Genomic DNA, 15180 nt, shown 5'->3' with positions numbered 1-15180 from the left:
CGCGTTTATCGTGCGAGGGCGATTAATAGCGGGAACAGCAGCGGCGCCATCAGGGAAGTGATGATGCCGCAAATCACCAGTGCCAGTGAGCTGAACGCGCCCTCTTCATAGTCCAGTTCGGCACAGCGGGCGGTACCGAGCGCATGCGAGGCTGTCCCCATCGCCAGACCGCGCGCCGCTTTGGTGTGAATGTGTAAGGCGTTGAGTAAGGTGTGTCCGAATACCGCACCAAGGATGCCGACAAAGATGACGCACACGGCGCTGATGGCCGGAATGCCGCCGATGCTGCCGCCTACCGCCATGGCGATCGGCGTGGTGACCGATTTCGGCATAATCGACGCGGCGATCGCCGGCGTCGCCCCAAGGCGCAGCGCAATCCATGTACCGGTCACCATTGCCGTCGTACTGCCAATAAAACATACGCAGATGATTGACTTCCAGCGCATGCGGATTTGGTGTAACTGCTCGTAGAGTGGGAATGCCAGCGCCACCACGGCGGGTTGCAGCAGGCTATTGAGTACCGCGCTGCCCCGGAAGTAGTGTTGGTATGAAATATGGCTGATTAACAGAAAGGCGATCAGCACCACCATAGAGACCAGCAGCGGGTTCAGCAGCGGCGAATTCAGGCGTATGGCCAGCCGACGAGCCAGAAAGAACACCAGCAGCGTCAGCGGCAGCGACCAGACGATATCATACGGCATGGTCGACCCCTTTTTCGGCTTTAGTCGGATGACGGGGCGCACGGGGTCTGTGCACCAGATGCGAGCACCCGCTCACGGTGATGAGCACCACCAACGTACTGACGCTACAGGAAACAATCACCGGCGCGAACTGCGCGCGCAGAAGATCGAAATATTGCATGACGCCGACCCCGATTGGCACGAACAGGAGCGCCATATAACGGATCAACTGGTGACAACCCGGTTTGACCCACTGTGCCGGGATGATCTGGAATGACAGGAGTAGAAACAGGATCAGCATGCCGATGATGCTGCCCGGCAACGTGATAGGCAGTAATGCCGACAGCCCGATGCCGAGATATAAACAGGCATAAATCAGGAGAAATGCTCTGGCCTGATGCCAAAAGAGAGTAAGGAACGTCTTCATAGATACTGCCGCCACATCAGCAAGTCATGGGATAATGGCGTTGATTATCTCCCACTCGTTATGGCTTTGATGATCAAATCAGGACGATATCTATCGAATAAAAGCCAGATTTTAACGCGGCTCGATCTTCGTTTCTCTCCAACTCAACCAGATCCGCAGATCCAGTTCCAACTGGTGGTAGTTCGGATCCATGTGGCAACAGAGTTGATAAAAGGCCTTGTTGTGGTCTTTTTCTTTGAGGTGGGCGAGTTCGTGTATCACGATCATGCGCAGAAAGTCTTCCGGCCCGTCGCGAAACAGCGTCGCGATCCTGATTTCGTTGTTGGACTTAACTTTCCTGCCCTGTACGCGCGCGACAAATGTATTGGTTCCCAGCGTTCCTTTTATCGGGTTCTGTTTATTGTCGTATAACACCTTTGAGATCGCCGGGGCGTTTTTCAGATAGCGTTGTTTCAGCTGCGCGACAAATTGATAGAGCGATTTATCGCTCTGGATAAGATGGCGGTCAGGGTATTTGGTTTCCAGCCAGAGACCCAGCTTGCCTTGATCACACAGCGTTTGGACCTGCGCGACAATGGCGGGGGGATAACCGTTCAGATAGCGTAGCGGGGTCATGATACTTGCACTCATCATATTGGCGGCTGCATGGGGGCGGCGTGACCCGGCAGAGTTGCGCGCGTCTTATCTGGCGGATTCGTGACGGCTTTCTCGTCAGTCAGCATGCGGCCCCCGATGCGGCGTGGGTCATTCGCGGAAAACAGAGGCCACCGGCGCAATCCGCTTGATGAATCATCGATTGCTGCCGTGGCATTATCGTCTACGGTTTACTGCACCGCGGCAAAGGCGGCGGCGACGCGCTGGACGTTGCCGGGGTTCAGCCCCGCGACGCACATGCGACCGCTGGCGATGAGATAGACGCCGAATTCTTCCCGCAGGCGCGCCACCTGTGCCGGGCTGAAGCCGGTATAGCTGAACATGCCGCGCTGAGTCAACAGGTAGTCGAAATCACGGTTCGGTAGCGCGTCTTTCAATGCCGAAACCAGTGCCTGACGCATGCTCAGAATACGGGTTCGCATCGTTTCGACTTCCGCTTTCCAGTCGGCGCACAGCTGTGCGTCGTTCAGCACCCCGGAAACCACCTGCGCGCCGAAATTCGGCGGAGAAGAGTAGTTGCGGCGCACGGTCGCTTTCAACTGGCCCAGCACGCGCTGCGCGCTGTCTGCATTTTCACATATTACGGACAGACCCCCAACGCGTTCGCTGTAGAGAGAGAAAATCTTGGAGAATGAGTTAGCGATGAGCGCCGGGACGCCCGCGTTGGCAACGGCACGAATCGCATAGGCATCTTGTTCGATCCCCTGACCAAATCCCTGATAGGCGATGTCCATAAACGCGATCAGCTCGCGCTTGAGGAGGACTTCAATCACACGATCCCACTGGTCGGCGGTGAGGTCTGACCCCGTTGGGTTATGGCAGCACGGGTGTAAGAGTACAATGCTGCGAGCCGGCAGGGTTTGCAGGGTAGAGAGCATGGCGTCAAATTTCACGCCCAGCGTGTCGCTGTCGAAGTAAGGGTAGCTATGAACGCGAAAGCCTGCGCCTGAGAAGATGGCGATATGGTTTTCCCATGTTGGATCGCTGACCCACACTTCGGAATCCGGGAAGTAGCTTTTCAGGAAGTCGGCGCCGACTTTCAGCGCGCCGGAGCCGCCCAGCGTCTGGATCGTGGCGATGCGGTCAGCGGCGAGTGCCGCGTGATCTTCACCAAATAACAGGTGCTGGACCGCCGTGCGATAGGGCAGTAGTCCTTCCATCGGCAGATAGGAGCTCGCGCTTTGAGATGGCTGCTGTAGGCGACGTTCCGCTGCACTGACGGCACGTAACTGCGGGATAATGTTCTGTTCGTTGTAATAGAGCCCGATACTTAAATTGACTTTATCCGCTCTTGGATCCTGTTTGTATGTTTCCATCAGAGACAGGATAGGATCTCCGGCATAGGTATCAACGTTTTGAAACACGGTGTAGCTCTCCTGAGTGTGTCATTTTATGGGGACGGCAACCCCGGCAAGTGGGAGGTTATCAGACCTTATTATAGGGGCAATCAGCAAGGAACAGACTTATCACGAACAGGGAAGGGAGCACAATCACCACGTCAGATTCGGTGAATAAAAGCCGTTGCCCGCTAGGATCGCGCGGGCAGCTCCGGCACCATTAACCCGTTTTCTTTAAGGCGGTTCAATACCACGGAGGTCTTCAGATGGGCGATGCTCTTATTTTGCGACAAAATTTGACGAATCAGCGCGCTCAGACCGTGCAGATCCGCGACCGCGACTTTTAGCAGATAGTCGGCCTCCCCGGTGGTTTGATAGGCGTCAATAATGGCGTCGGCTTCCCCCAGCATCTGATGAAAACGCTCAATGTATTCGCTGGTGTGGTTGATCAGGCGAACCTCTATGAGCCCCAGACACGCCAGCCCGACGGCATTCGGCGCCAGACGGGCATGATAACCGAGGATCAGCTGCGCCTGTTCCAGCGCGATGCGGCGGCGAGAGCATTGTGAAGCGGAGAGCCCCACCAGATCGCTGAGCTCCTGATTGGTCAGGCGGCCATTCGTCTGTAACAACGTCAGGATTTTCAGATCGAAATCATCAATGTGGTACATCGCGTTTCCTAAACAGTGACAGCCAGTAAGTTAACAGACTACCAGTTTTTCAGGCCGCATGACCTATGCGTTTTTCGTCCCCCGACGTTGTCAGACCGTAGATAACCTCACACTGTCTTTGGTTGGCATGGTTTACCGCGCTAATGCGGACGTTGACTGTGCCAGATAAGCCAGCAGATCCCCGCGGCGAGCCCAACACCGCTGATGATCGGCAACACGGGGATGTCGGCCAGGCGGATATCCTGTTGAATAAACCATTCGCCCAGAATTAACGCCAGGATGGCGGTCAGTAAGGCCACCGCTAACGTCATGGCCGCGCGCTCCAGAGAGGCGCCGAGTTTTTCCAGATTCGTCAGCGATACGTCCGCCTGGATCCGACCATGCTGTAAGCGCCTTAGCGTCAAACGTAATGTTTGGGGTAACGATGTGCTGGCGTGTAAAAGCTGTTGTCCCAGCCGCGCGACACTACGTTGATTAAAGAGGGTGGTGGCACTGTTTTGTATCTGCTCGTGAATGACGGGACGTAGCGTGTCGATAATATCCATATTCGGATCGAGCCGGTGCAATACGCCGTCAGCGGTAATTAACGCTTTAAACAGTAAAACCAGATCGGGCGGCAGCATGAGCTTAAATTCACGTGCCGTCGTGAACATATCCGTCAGGGCCTTACTCAATTGCAACGGTAGATTTCCTTGCCGATCGAGAAAGAAAGAGGCGGCCAGCTCCAGCTCCGTCACGTTCAGGGCATCGGCGTAACACCAACCAATCAATACGTCCGTAATGCCAAGGACATCGCGTTCGCTGATGGCATACATGAGTGAGAGTAATTCATTGCGTCTGGATTCACTCAGCCTTCCCACCATGCCGAAATCGATAAAAGACACTTTATTTCCGGGCATCGCCATGACGTTCCCCGGATGGGGATCGGCGTGATAAAAACGGTGTTCAAATACCATTTTCATAAACGCATTGGCGCCCACTTTGGCAAGATGAGGACCGTCATAACCATACTGTGAAAGCGAATCGGGTTTTAGCGGAGAGTGGCCTGGCAAGTAATCCTGCACCAAGAGCATTGAAGAACTCCATTCCCAATAGATCTTTGGAATAATCACATCGGGATTATCGCTAAAATTGCGTCTGGCTTGCTCACCGTTGGCCGCCTCATAACAAAAATCCAGTTCCTGAATTAAGACCGTTTCTAAAAACAGAATTTGTTGGAGTGGACGAAAGCGCGCAATGTCATGGTTTTGCTGTTCGATACTTTCGGCGAGAAAGCGTAATAAGCGGAGGTCCGCGCGCAGTTTTTCGTCTAAGCCGGGACGCTGGATTTTAACGACGACCTCAGTGCCATCTTTAAGGCGAGCACGGTGAATCTGTCCAATTGACGCCGCCGCGAGCGGCGTGGTCTCCAGCGAGGAAAAAACGGACGCAGGATCGTTACCGAGCGCGTTTCGCATGACCTCTTCAGCGTCTTGCCAGGGAATGGGGGAGGCATGGCTGTGTAATCGCCCTAATGCCGCCGTCCATTCCGGGCTCAGTAGATCGCTGCGCGAGGCTAATATCTGGCCCAATTTCACAAACGTCGGTCCCAGCTCTTCAAGGGCTGCGCACAGGCGTTCGGGTAAAGCGGTTTCTGACGGTATTTTTTGCCGCACGCTGGGCGTGACCACATTTCGCAGACCAAGAAATTGGATAATATCTTGTAGCCCATGGCGAATTAAGATCGTGATTATTTCAGTCAGTCGCTTTCTGTCCCGCGCGGTAACCATAATCAGTTTTAACATCTCTTTATTGCTCCCCCATTCCTTACTGCTGTCACAAGTATGGTGGAGTTTTCTCAGACTGGTTAGCCCGGTCGCCATTTTGTTGGCTAGGTCATTGAGATAAAAAGCGAGTTTCAGGGGGCTGACGCCCCCCGATGCGGAGGGGCGATTGACGCCGGTGCGATTAAGCCCGGCGCTGACAAAGCGTCACGGTTGATTGATGTAGGGGGAGATTAGCTGTCTGTATAGGTTAACCGGGTTCGCTGCGTTAAGCGCGTGATCAGCTCGTAAGCGCTGATGCCGGTGTGCGTGGCAATACGCTCCACCGGTAGCGCTGGCCCCCACAGGATGACTTCATCGCCGACGTTATCCTGCGCATCCGGCCCCAAATCCACCGTCATCATATCCATTGATACCCGACCGGAAAGCGGCACCTCGCGCCCGTTGATGAGCACGGGCGTACCGGCTGGCGCGCTGCGCGGATAGCCATCGCCGTAGCCGACAGCGACGACGCCCAGACGCGTGTCGCGCGGGCTGGTCCAGATGCCGCCGTAACCGACCGCTTCACCTGCTTTGTGTTCACGCACGGCGATCAGATGAGAAGTAAAGGTCATCGCAGGCTGGAAACCGAGCTGGGCGGCGTCTTCGTTATCCAGTGGCGACACGCCATAGAGAATAATGCCGGGACGAACGCGGTCGCGGTGAGACGGCGGCCACAGCAGAATACCGCCGGAGGCGGCGATGGACTGCGCGCCGGGTTTATCCTGTGTAAACGCATCGAAGCAGGCGAGCTGGCGTTCGGTGGTTCCCGCTTCAGGTTCATCGGCGCGGCAAAAGTGGCTCATGATATTCACGGGCTGCGCGACATTGCGACATTCGGTCAGACGTTGCCAGAACGCGTCGGCGTACTCCGGCAGAACGCCAAGACGATGCATACCGGTATCGAGCTTCATCCACACGCGCAAGGGAGGCGATAGGTTGGCCTGCTCCAGCGCGACGAGCTGTTCGGGGCTGTGAACGGCGGTTTCTAACTGGTGCTCCACCAGTAGCGGGAGTTCGTCGGCGGAGAAAAAGCCTTCCAGCAAAACGATAGGTTTGGTGATGCCCGCAGCCCGTAACGCCAGGGCTTCGGAGAGTCGCGCAACGCCATAACAGTCGGCGTCGCCAAACGCTCTGGCGGACTCGATCATACCGTGGCCGTAAGCGTTGGCTTTCACGACGGCAACAATCTGGCTGTCAGGCGTGAGCTGACGGATACGTTGCAGGTTGTGGCGTAAAGCACGGCGGTTAATGACGGCGGTTGCCGTTTTCATTCTTGTTCCTTAGCGCAGTGTTGTCATCGCTGAGCGCTGCGTTACTCATCGTCATATTGTGGGCCGGCATAATTATCGAAGCGCGACCACTGCCCGTTGAAGGTCAAACGCACGGTCCCGATCGGGCCGTTACGTTGTTTCCCCAGAATGATTTCAGCGATACCTTTTAGGTCGCTATTCTCATGATAAACCTCATCGCGATAGATAAACATAATCAGGTCGGCATCCTGCTCGATGGAGCCGGATTCGCGCAGGTCTGAGTTAACCGGACGCTTATCGGCGCGCTGCTCCAGACTACGGTTAAGCTGCGACAGCGCGACGACCGGCACCTGTAGTTCTTTGGCCAGCGCCTTGAGTGAACGTGAAATTTCGGCGATTTCCAATGTCCGGTTATCTGACAGCGACGGCACGCGCATCAATTGCAGATAGTCGATCATGATCAGGCTCAGGCCGTCATGCTCACGGAATACGCGGCGGGCGCGGGAACGCACTTCGGTTGGCGTCAGCCCGGAAGAGTCATCGATGTACATATTCCGCTTCTCCAGCAGGATCCCCATGGTGCTGGAAATACGCGCCCAGTCTTCGTCATCCAATTGGCCGGTACGAATGCGGGTCTGATCCACGCGGGAAAGGGAGGCGAGCATACGCATCATAATCTGCTCGCCGGGCATCTCCAGACTGAAGATTAGCACCGGTTTATCCTGCATCATCGCGGCGTTTTCACACAGGTTCATGGCAAACGTCGTTTTCCCCATGGAGGGACGGGCCGCGACGATGATCAGATCGGATTTCTGCAAGCCTGCCGTCTTTTTATCCAGATCCTGATAGCCGGTGGACACGCCGGTAACGCCGTCATGCGGCCGTTGATAAAGCTGTTCGATACGCGAAACCGTATCTTCCAGAATGCGATCGATGCTCTTTGGCCCTTCATCTTTGCTGGCGCGGTTTTCCGCGATCTGGAACACGCGGGATTCCGCCAGATCGAGCAGATCTTCACTGCTGCGCCCTTGCGGATCGTAACCCGCATCGGCGATCTCATTGGCGACGGAGATCATTTCACGGACCACGGCGCGTTCACGCACGATGTCGGCATAGGCGCTGATGTTCGCGGCGCTGGGGGTGTTCTTCGCCAGTTCGGCCAGATAAGCGAACCCCCCGGCGGATTCCAGCGAACCTTGCAGTTCGAGCGATTCGGACAAGGTGATCAGGTCGATCGGCTTGTTCATTTCCAGCAGGCGCTGCATCTCGGTGAAGATCAGGCGATGGCTGCGGTTATAGAAATCATTCGCGACAACACGCTCGGCAACGTTATCCCAGCGTTCATTGTCGAGCATCAGGCCACCCAATACCGATTGCTCCGCTTCCAGCGAATGGGGAGGAAGTTTCAGACCTTCCATCTGACGGTCACGGGGTTCATTCGATTTCTTGATGGGTCTTTTTTCAGCCATGAAACAGGTTCTTTACCGGTTGATTTGCCATTGAATAAAGAGGCATTGTATATGCGGCACGTCCGAAATAACACAATATACCCGTCATACTTCACGTTGCATGTGCATTGACTACGATACTCGGCGCACTCGCGTTTGTCTCGCCGCGTTGACTCGCGGCAAGCCGCCGACAAATCTGCCTCTGGCGGCGTTTAGTCCGTCACCAGCCTGAAACTCGCAGTATTTAGGGTATACGTGTTATAGAGAGACAACGAACCTGTCATGATTAAGGAGACAACCTATGGCAAAACGCATTCAATTCCGCGCTTATGGCGGCCCGGAAGTCCTGCAATATGTCGATTTCACGCCTGCCGAGCCGGCTGCGGGAGAGGTGCAGATTGAGAACCGCGCCATCGGCATTAATTTTATCGACACCTATATTCGCAGCGGCCTGTATCCGGTGCCGGATTTGCCGTCCGGACTGGGAACCGAGGCGGCGGGCGTCGTGACCAAAGTCGGGGCTGGGGTGAGCGTGCTGAAGGTCGGCGATCGCGTCGTGTATGCGCAGTCCGGGCTGGGCGCGTATAGCGAGGTGCATAACGTGGCGGAGGAGAAGGTGGCGCGGTTGCCGGATGCCATCAGCTTTGAGCAGGCGGCGGCCTCTTTTATGAAAGGGCTGACGGTTTACTATCTGCTGCGCCAGACCTATGACATCAAGCCCAATGAAATCTTCCTGTTCCATGCCGCGGCGGGCGGCGTTGGGCTGATTGCCTGCCAGTGGGCGAAAGCGCTCGGCGCGAAGCTGATCGGCACGGTGGGCTCGGATGAGAAAGCGGAGCGGGCAAAACAGGCCGGTGCCTGGGCGACCATTAATTACCGCACGGAGAACATCGCGCAGCGCGTTGCGGAACTGACCGATGGGGAGAAGGTGGGCGTCGTGTATGACTCGGTCGGGAAAGAGACCTGGGAAGCTTCGCTCGATAGCCTGCGTCGTCGTGGATTGATGGTCAGCTTCGGGAATGCTTCAGGACCGGTGACCGGCGTCAATTTGGGGATTTTGAACCAGAAAGGTTCGCTGTACGTCACGCGTCCGTCGCTGTTTGGTTACGTGACGAACCGTGCCGAACTCGAACAGGCCAGCAACGAACTGTTTTCATTGCTGGCCAGCGGCGCGATTACGGTCGATGTCCCGCACAGCCAGACATTTGCGCTGTCGGATGCGCAGGCCGCGCATCGGACGCTGGAAAGCCGTGGTACTCAGGGCTCCTGCTTGTTGATTCCCTGAAAGCAGAAGGCCTCCCATCGGGAGGCCTTTGCTATTACGCTCATTTCATCAACGGTATGTAGGGTACAGTCGCGTGCTCGTCATGACGGTGCCGCTGGGCGGCTTTATTTTACTGACGGCGATGAAATCGTGTCGTTTGCTTGCGGCACCGCGTTTTCACGGCTTACCGACGAAAAACATCAAACAGTGGGCGATATCCTAGCAGCCACAATAGGGAAAAAATATCTGCCTGCGCACACTTTTGCATTAAAAAATCGGCGTATTAAACACCAGAGTATATTAAACGCAGCGTTGCGCGTTCTTTCCGCACGTAATCCTGTTTTTTCCCTTTCAGGTATTACCACTCATTTCTTCTACGCTGGCGGTAAACGTATTTCCGATACGTGTCGCGATGAGAGTGGTATACCGGCCGTCCATTAAACTTGCGCCACAGCCATACCGCGACGACGGCCAAAATCAGCCACGGCAGCACTTTTATCGCCATGGAGAACAGCCCGCCAATCAGCATAAAAAGGGACGCGACAAACAGGGCGGCAATGACCCCCAGCAGTGACACGCCGGTTAACATCAGCATGATAAAAAAGCCAATAACGAAGAAAATTTCCAACATGGTAAGGCGCTCCTGTCGCAGTTAAACCGCATTGATTGACGCAGGGAGAGGATCGCTGCGTACAACTAAGCAATACAAGAAGCGTGCCAGGATGTATTGCTGATAAGGCTCTGATTTATCAGCAATGCCGGAAAAGGAAATGGATGGTTATTAGTCAATAATACTAATTGTTGGTCTTTTTTAAGCTAAGTTGACCAGCGCCAGCGCACGTTCTACCACGGCAACACCGGCGCCGGGTTTGTGGGCGTTTTCACTCAGGTAGCGCCGCCACTGACGCGCGCCGGGTATGCCCTGAAACAGGCCGAGCATATGACGGGTAATGTGGCCCAATGACGCGCCGTCGGAGAGTTCGCGCTCGATATAGGGATACATGGCCTGTACCACGCCAGCCGGATCGGCCGCTGCGGCGTCGAGGCCGAACAGTTCGCGGTCAACCTGCGCCAGAATACCGGGGTTTTGGTAGGCCTCACGTCCCATCATCACGCCGTCCAGATGCTGTAAATGCGTTTTGGCCTCTTCCAGCGTTTTGACGCCGCCGTTAATCGCAATAGTCAGCGTGGGGAAATCACGCTTGAGCTGGTAAACGCGCGCGTAGTCCAGCGGGGGAATTTCCCGATTCTCTTTCGGGCTCAGGCCGGACAGCCAGGCTTTACGCGCGTGAACGATAAAGGTATCGCACTCGCCGCGTTCGGCAACGGTTTGAATAAATTCGCACAGAAATTCATAGCTGTCCTGATCGTCAATGCCGATGCGGGTTTTTACCGTGACCGGGATTGATGTGCTGTCCTTCATCGCCTTGACGCAGTCGGCGACCAGTTGCGCTTCGCCCATCAGACAGGCGCCAAAACGACCATTCTGTACGCGGTCAGACGGGCAGCCGACGTTGAGGTTAACTTCATCATAGCCGCGCTGTTCTGCACGTTTGGCACATTGCGCCAGCGCGTGCGGATCGCTACCGCCCAGTTGCAGCGCCAGCGGATGTTCTTCTTCGCTATAAGCCAGATAGTCGCCTTTACCGTGAAGAATCGCACCGGTCGTGACCATTTCGGTGTACAGCAGCGTCTGACCCGTCAGTTGGCGATGGAAGTAACGGCAATGGCGGTCCGTCCAGTCCAACATCGGCGCGATGGAGAAGCGTTGACGGGCGCGGTGGGGATCAACCTCGGTAAAGGGGGCAACGGCATGTTCAGGGGGCGGTGTTTGACGCATTCTCTATCTCTATTTCCAGTCAGTCTCTTTTGTTGCGAACCAAGGCTAAGCGCTAAATGCAAGCGGGGTAGTATACCCGAATCGCCCCCGTTTGGCAGAGTCGCGGTGTTCGAATCATGGCGCGCCAGTCGTGGGTAACGATCGGGTTATTTATGTCTGTGAGTGACGGGGGCGAGATTAATGTGCTCCCGTCGTGGTGGAGGGCGGTTGATTAACTGGCATGGTCAATCTGCTTTCTCAGAAAGTGACGCCATGCGTCCACCTGACCGAGATAGTTTGCCGCCGGGATGTGCTGGAGATTTCCGTTGACGTCTTCCAACGCAAACGTGGGGAAGCCTTGCCCGCGCACTTTCGCCAGTAATTCCCGGCTGGCGCGGATATGTTTTGACAGCGCTTCTACCTGAATAAAGGCGAACTCGCTGCTGAAAGCCTCGCCATCCAGACCGATGGCTTCCGCACATTGACGCAGCACGGCAGCCTCGGCGATCCTGAGCCCGTCAACATAGTGGGCGCGCTCGATCTGGTGCAACATCATCATGGCTTTGTCATCCATCGCTTCCGCAGCGAGTACGGCCGCCGTTGGCGGCGCGGAGTCCAGCACGACACGGGTATCGCGCAGCAGCCCTTGGTAATAATTTTCCCCGAAGGTCTGTCCGGTCATTTGCGCGATGCGGCGATCGTGGGGGATCACGTAATCGCGCCACTCCGGTGTGATGGTGCGACTATTGCTGCCCGTCATCATGCCGCCGCCGTGCAGGACGAGCTCCAACCCCTCAATCGTCTGCGCGGCCAGCGCGAGTGGCGCGGCGCCGTAGCACCAGCCACATAAAGGATCGTAAATGTAATGGAGCTTTACTGGGGCCACGTCATTTCCCCTTTCAGGACTTTGGCGCTCAGTTCAAGACCTGATTCATCTTTCAGCGTCGGATAGTGTTTTTTCATGGCGGCGATCAGCTCGTCTGCGTCTTTGGTTGCGGCCAGCGCTTTTTCCACGCTATCCAGATATTGCAGCGTGAACGTCACATTCTTTAGCGTGTAATCGGTTGGCGCGATGAAGTGACCCGGCACGACGGTGGTCGGTTTGAGCGCTTCAATGGATTTTAGCGTGTCGCGCCAGTGAGCGCGCGATGCCGGCGTTTGGGTATCGGCAAGCCAGACGTGAATATTGGCAGATACCGGAATACCGCCGACAACGGCTTTCAGCGACGGGATCCAGAGATAAGTGCGATCCGGCGTTGGCCCTTGCAGTTCTTTCACTTCCAGTTTTTTGCCGTCAACGGTAAAGCTATCGCCTTCCAGCGGTTCAGGAATGATGATCGCTTTCGGCGCGTTTTCTTTCAAAACCGGGCCCCAGTGCGCCACTTTACCGTCTTTGCTGGCATTGATCGCGTCGATAGTGGCCTGGGTTGCAATGATCTTCGCGTCCGGGAAGGCGGCTCTGATCACGTCCAGACCAAAGTAGTAATCCGGGTCGGAATGGCTGATGTAGACCGTCGTCAGTTTTTTGCCGGTGGCTTTGATGCGATCGACCAGCGTTTGGGCATCATTACGCTGGAATTGTGCATCGATCAGCGCGACTTCGCGATCGCCGCTGATTATCTCAGAGGAAACGGGAAAGATGCTGGCTTCACCGGGATTAAAGACGTCGATTTTCAATCCGGCGGCGTTAGCCGCAGAAGCCAGCCCCAACGATGCTGCGAGTAAAGAGACGCTAAAAGCGATAGATTTAGACATGATGAGACTCCACAGGTATGACAGAAAGTGGGGTCATGTTATGTTGCATTTCCCGTGCGAAAAACCGCAAAAAAGGCAATTGTTTGTTGCATAAAACGGACTAATCTATGGATCGCATTACGGCAGCTGAAGTGTTTGTGACGATTATTGAGCGCGGCAGCATGAGCGCGGCGGCAGAAACGCTGGATATGTCGCGGGCGATGGTGACGCGCTATCTGGCAGAGATGGAAAACTGGGCAGGGGCGCGGTTATTGCACCGTACGACGCGCAAGTTGAGCCTGACGGATGCCGGCGAAAAAACGCTGGCGCGCTGTCGGGAGATGCTGGCATTGACGGCGGATATGCGCATCGAAAATGAGACCGACGATACCGCATTAAGCGGCCTGCTGCGCCTTAGTTGTTCACAGTCGCTGGCGCAGGGGGCGCTTGGGATGGCGGTAGCGGCTTTCCTGCGGCACCACCCTCGGCTCGCTATCGATCTGCAAATGAATAACCGCGCGGTGAATCTGGTCGAGGAACGTATCGATCTGGCGCTGCGCATCACCAACGAGCTGGATCCCAACCTGATCGCCCGACCGCTGGCACGCTGCGAGTCGGTGCTGTGCGCCTCGCCTTCTTATCTGAATGCGCACGGCATTCCGCGACAGCTGACCGATCTCTCGATTCATAACTGCCTGACCTACAACTATTTTGGCAAAAGCCTGTGGCATTTTTCCCGCGGTAATGAAAAATTTACGATCCCCGTCAGCGGTAATCTGAGCGGCAACGAGTCGCTGGTACTGTTGGCAGGCGCGCTGGAAGGGGCGGGGATGACGCTGCAACCGCACTATTCGGTTGCGACCTATCTCGCCAGCGGACAGCTGGTGGCGCTGTTGCCGGAGTATCGTCCGCAGGCGATGGGAATTTACGGCATTTACACCTCACGTCGCCAGATGCCGCTCGCGCTACGTACCCTGCTGGATTTTCTGGTGGACTGGTTTGCGCACGATCCGCGCTGGCAGGCGCTGACGCAACCCGCGACGCAGTGACGGCGCTGACAGCACTGGCCGCACGTTAGCGCCGCAAGATCTGCTCCAGACGTGTGGGCACACCGGCGGCGTACTGCCTGAGCCGATCAATCACTGTATCGACCAGCGCCGACGCAGGACGGTGCAGTGGGCGAATCAGGCTGACCGTAAAGGGTACGTCAATGCTGAAAGGCCGCACGACCACGCCGGAGGCGGCATAATCCAATGCGGTGAGCGGGTTGACGATGGACAGTCCGATGCCCGCCCGCACCATCGCGCATACCGACGCCGCGCTGTGGGTTTCCAGCACCATCCGGCGCGACACGCCTTGTTCCTGAAACAGCGTGTCCAGCAACTGACGATAGCTGTCGGCGCTCGACAGGCTGATAAAGGGCTCGTCGGCAAAATCCTGCGGCGTGAGCAGCGGTTTTTGCGCCAGCGGATGCCCGGCAGGTAGCACGCACACTTCATTTAACCGCATCAGCGTTTGCCGTTCTGTACCGGCTGGCGTGAGGCTGTTTTCCGTTAAACCCAGGTCGTGGCGCTGGGCGGAAAGCCACTCTTCCAGCAGCGGCGACTCCTGCGGAATGATGTGCAGCGTCAGCTGCGGGTAGCGCGCCAGCAGCGGCTTGCAGACGTCTGGCAGCAGCGACTGTGAGAACACAGGCAGACAGGCAATGGAAAGCTGTGCCTGTTGAAAACGGCGGATATCGCGGGCGGCGTTGACGATCCGGTCTAATCCATAATAAGAACGCTGTACTTCTTCAAACAGTTGTAATCCCTGCGCCGTCGGATAAAGCCTGCCGCGCAGCCGTTCAAACAGCGTCATCTCAATGAGTTTCTCGAAGCGCGCCAGTTCACGGCTGACGGTCGGCTGAGACGTCTTCAGGAGCGCCGCCGCTTCCGTCAGATTGCCGGTGGTCATGACCGCGTGAAAAATCTCGATGTGCCGTAAGGATATTGCCGCCATGCCGCTTTCTTCTCATACGTTGCGATAAATCGTGTGTTGCCATAAACCATATCAGAAATGAATAGAATCTGCTTAAAACGATATTTGTTTACC

At 56.0% G+C, this 15180-nt stretch carries 16 protein-coding genes; 3 read left to right on the top strand and 13 right to left on the bottom strand.

The window, feature by feature from the left end:
- Positions 1 to 5 precede the first annotated feature (5 nt).
- The 8 genes from EDC54_RS11015 to dnaB all read right to left on the bottom strand — a co-directional run bounded on the left by EDC54_RS11015 (position 6) and on the right by dnaB (position 8293).
- Positions 6 to 701 carry a CidB/LrgB family autolysis modulator gene (locus tag EDC54_RS11015; protein ID WP_132456097.1) on the bottom strand — a complete coding sequence of 232 codons (696 nt, stop codon included), beginning with the start codon at positions 699 to 701 and terminating at the stop codon, positions 6 to 8.
- On the bottom strand, positions 691 to 1107 hold the full coding sequence (locus EDC54_RS11010) for a CidA/LrgA family protein (protein WP_132456095.1): 417 nt from the start codon (positions 1105 to 1107) through the stop codon (positions 691 to 693). Before EDC54_RS11010 ends, EDC54_RS11015 begins: the two co-directional genes overlap by 11 nt.
- Before the next feature lie 111 nt (positions 1108 to 1218).
- Complete coding sequence (locus EDC54_RS11005; protein ID WP_132456406.1) at positions 1219 to 1722, bottom strand: M48 family metallopeptidase; 504 nt, start codon at positions 1720 to 1722, stop codon at positions 1219 to 1221.
- Positions 1723 to 1931: 209 nt separating this feature from the next.
- On the bottom strand, positions 1932 to 3125 hold the full coding sequence (locus tag EDC54_RS11000; protein ID WP_132456093.1) for an amino acid aminotransferase: 1194 nt from the start codon (positions 3123 to 3125) through the stop codon (positions 1932 to 1934).
- A gap of 164 nt (positions 3126 to 3289) precedes the next feature.
- Positions 3290 to 3769, bottom strand: coding sequence for an Lrp/AsnC family transcriptional regulator (locus EDC54_RS10995; RefSeq protein ID WP_132456091.1), 480 nt, complete (start codon positions 3767 to 3769; stop codon positions 3290 to 3292).
- A gap of 140 nt (positions 3770 to 3909) precedes the next feature.
- Complete coding sequence (locus tag EDC54_RS10990; protein WP_132456089.1) at positions 3910 to 5553, bottom strand: ABC1 kinase family protein; 1644 nt, start codon at positions 5551 to 5553, stop codon at positions 3910 to 3912.
- A gap of 212 nt (positions 5554 to 5765) precedes the next feature.
- Positions 5766 to 6845 (bottom strand): alanine racemase, encoded by a 1080-nt coding sequence (alr, locus tag EDC54_RS10985; protein ID WP_132456087.1) that lies wholly within the window; start codon positions 6843 to 6845, stop codon positions 5766 to 5768.
- A 41-nt stretch (positions 6846 to 6886) separates the two neighbouring features.
- Entirely contained in the window at positions 6887 to 8293 is a 1407-nt protein-coding gene (gene dnaB / locus EDC54_RS10980; protein WP_132456085.1) for a replicative DNA helicase, read from the bottom strand.
- A 280-nt stretch (positions 8294 to 8573) separates the two neighbouring features.
- On the opposite strand from dnaB, the gene EDC54_RS10975 reads away from it, so the two are divergent.
- Entirely contained in the window at positions 8574 to 9557 is a 984-nt protein-coding gene (locus EDC54_RS10975) for a quinone oxidoreductase (protein ID WP_132456083.1), read from the top strand.
- Positions 9558 to 9630: 73 nt separating this feature from the next.
- Complete coding sequence (locus tag EDC54_RS18145) at positions 9631 to 9759, top strand: hypothetical protein (protein WP_268991106.1); 129 nt, start codon at positions 9631 to 9633, stop codon at positions 9757 to 9759.
- Between the two features lie 135 nt (positions 9760 to 9894).
- Here the strand turns inward: EDC54_RS18145 and pspG are convergent, their stop codons facing one another.
- The 4 genes from pspG to EDC54_RS10955 form a co-directional block, all read right to left on the bottom strand.
- Positions 9895 to 10167, bottom strand: a complete 273-nt coding sequence (pspG, locus tag EDC54_RS10970) for an envelope stress response protein PspG (RefSeq protein ID WP_132456081.1) — start codon at positions 10165 to 10167, stop codon at positions 9895 to 9897.
- 180 nt (positions 10168 to 10347) lie between these two features.
- Positions 10348 to 11376 carry a tRNA dihydrouridine(20/20a) synthase DusA gene (gene dusA, locus EDC54_RS10965; protein WP_268991105.1) on the bottom strand — a complete coding sequence of 343 codons (1029 nt, stop codon included), beginning with the start codon at positions 11374 to 11376 and terminating at the stop codon, positions 10348 to 10350.
- Positions 11377 to 11587: 211 nt separating this feature from the next.
- The gene (locus tag EDC54_RS10960) at positions 11588 to 12241 is read right to left on the bottom strand and encodes a DsbA family protein (protein WP_132456079.1); all 654 of its coding nucleotides are present in this window, start codon (positions 12239 to 12241) and stop codon (positions 11588 to 11590) included.
- Positions 12229 to 13110 carry an MBL fold metallo-hydrolase gene (locus EDC54_RS10955; RefSeq protein WP_132456077.1) on the bottom strand — a complete coding sequence of 294 codons (882 nt, stop codon included), beginning with the start codon at positions 13108 to 13110 and terminating at the stop codon, positions 12229 to 12231. The genes EDC54_RS10960 and EDC54_RS10955 overlap by 13 nt, the downstream gene beginning before the upstream one ends.
- Before the next feature lie 107 nt (positions 13111 to 13217).
- Between EDC54_RS10955 and EDC54_RS10950 the strand changes: the two genes are divergently transcribed.
- Positions 13218 to 14138 carry a LysR family transcriptional regulator gene (locus tag EDC54_RS10950; RefSeq protein ID WP_132456075.1) on the top strand — a complete coding sequence of 307 codons (921 nt, stop codon included), beginning with the start codon at positions 13218 to 13220 and terminating at the stop codon, positions 14136 to 14138.
- 25 nt (positions 14139 to 14163) lie between these two features.
- Here the strand turns inward: EDC54_RS10950 and EDC54_RS10945 are convergent, their stop codons facing one another.
- Positions 14164 to 15087, bottom strand: a complete 924-nt coding sequence (locus EDC54_RS10945) for a LysR family transcriptional regulator (protein ID WP_132456073.1) — start codon at positions 15085 to 15087, stop codon at positions 14164 to 14166.
- Positions 15088 to 15180 lie beyond the last annotated feature (93 nt).

The sequence above is a fragment of the Samsonia erythrinae genome (assembly GCF_004342665.1).
In the GTDB taxonomy this organism is placed as follows: domain Bacteria; phylum Pseudomonadota; class Gammaproteobacteria; order Enterobacterales; family Enterobacteriaceae; genus Samsonia; species Samsonia erythrinae.
The sequence above is the reverse complement of the archived record's forward strand: the minus strand, read 5'-3'. Positions and strand labels throughout refer to the sequence as shown.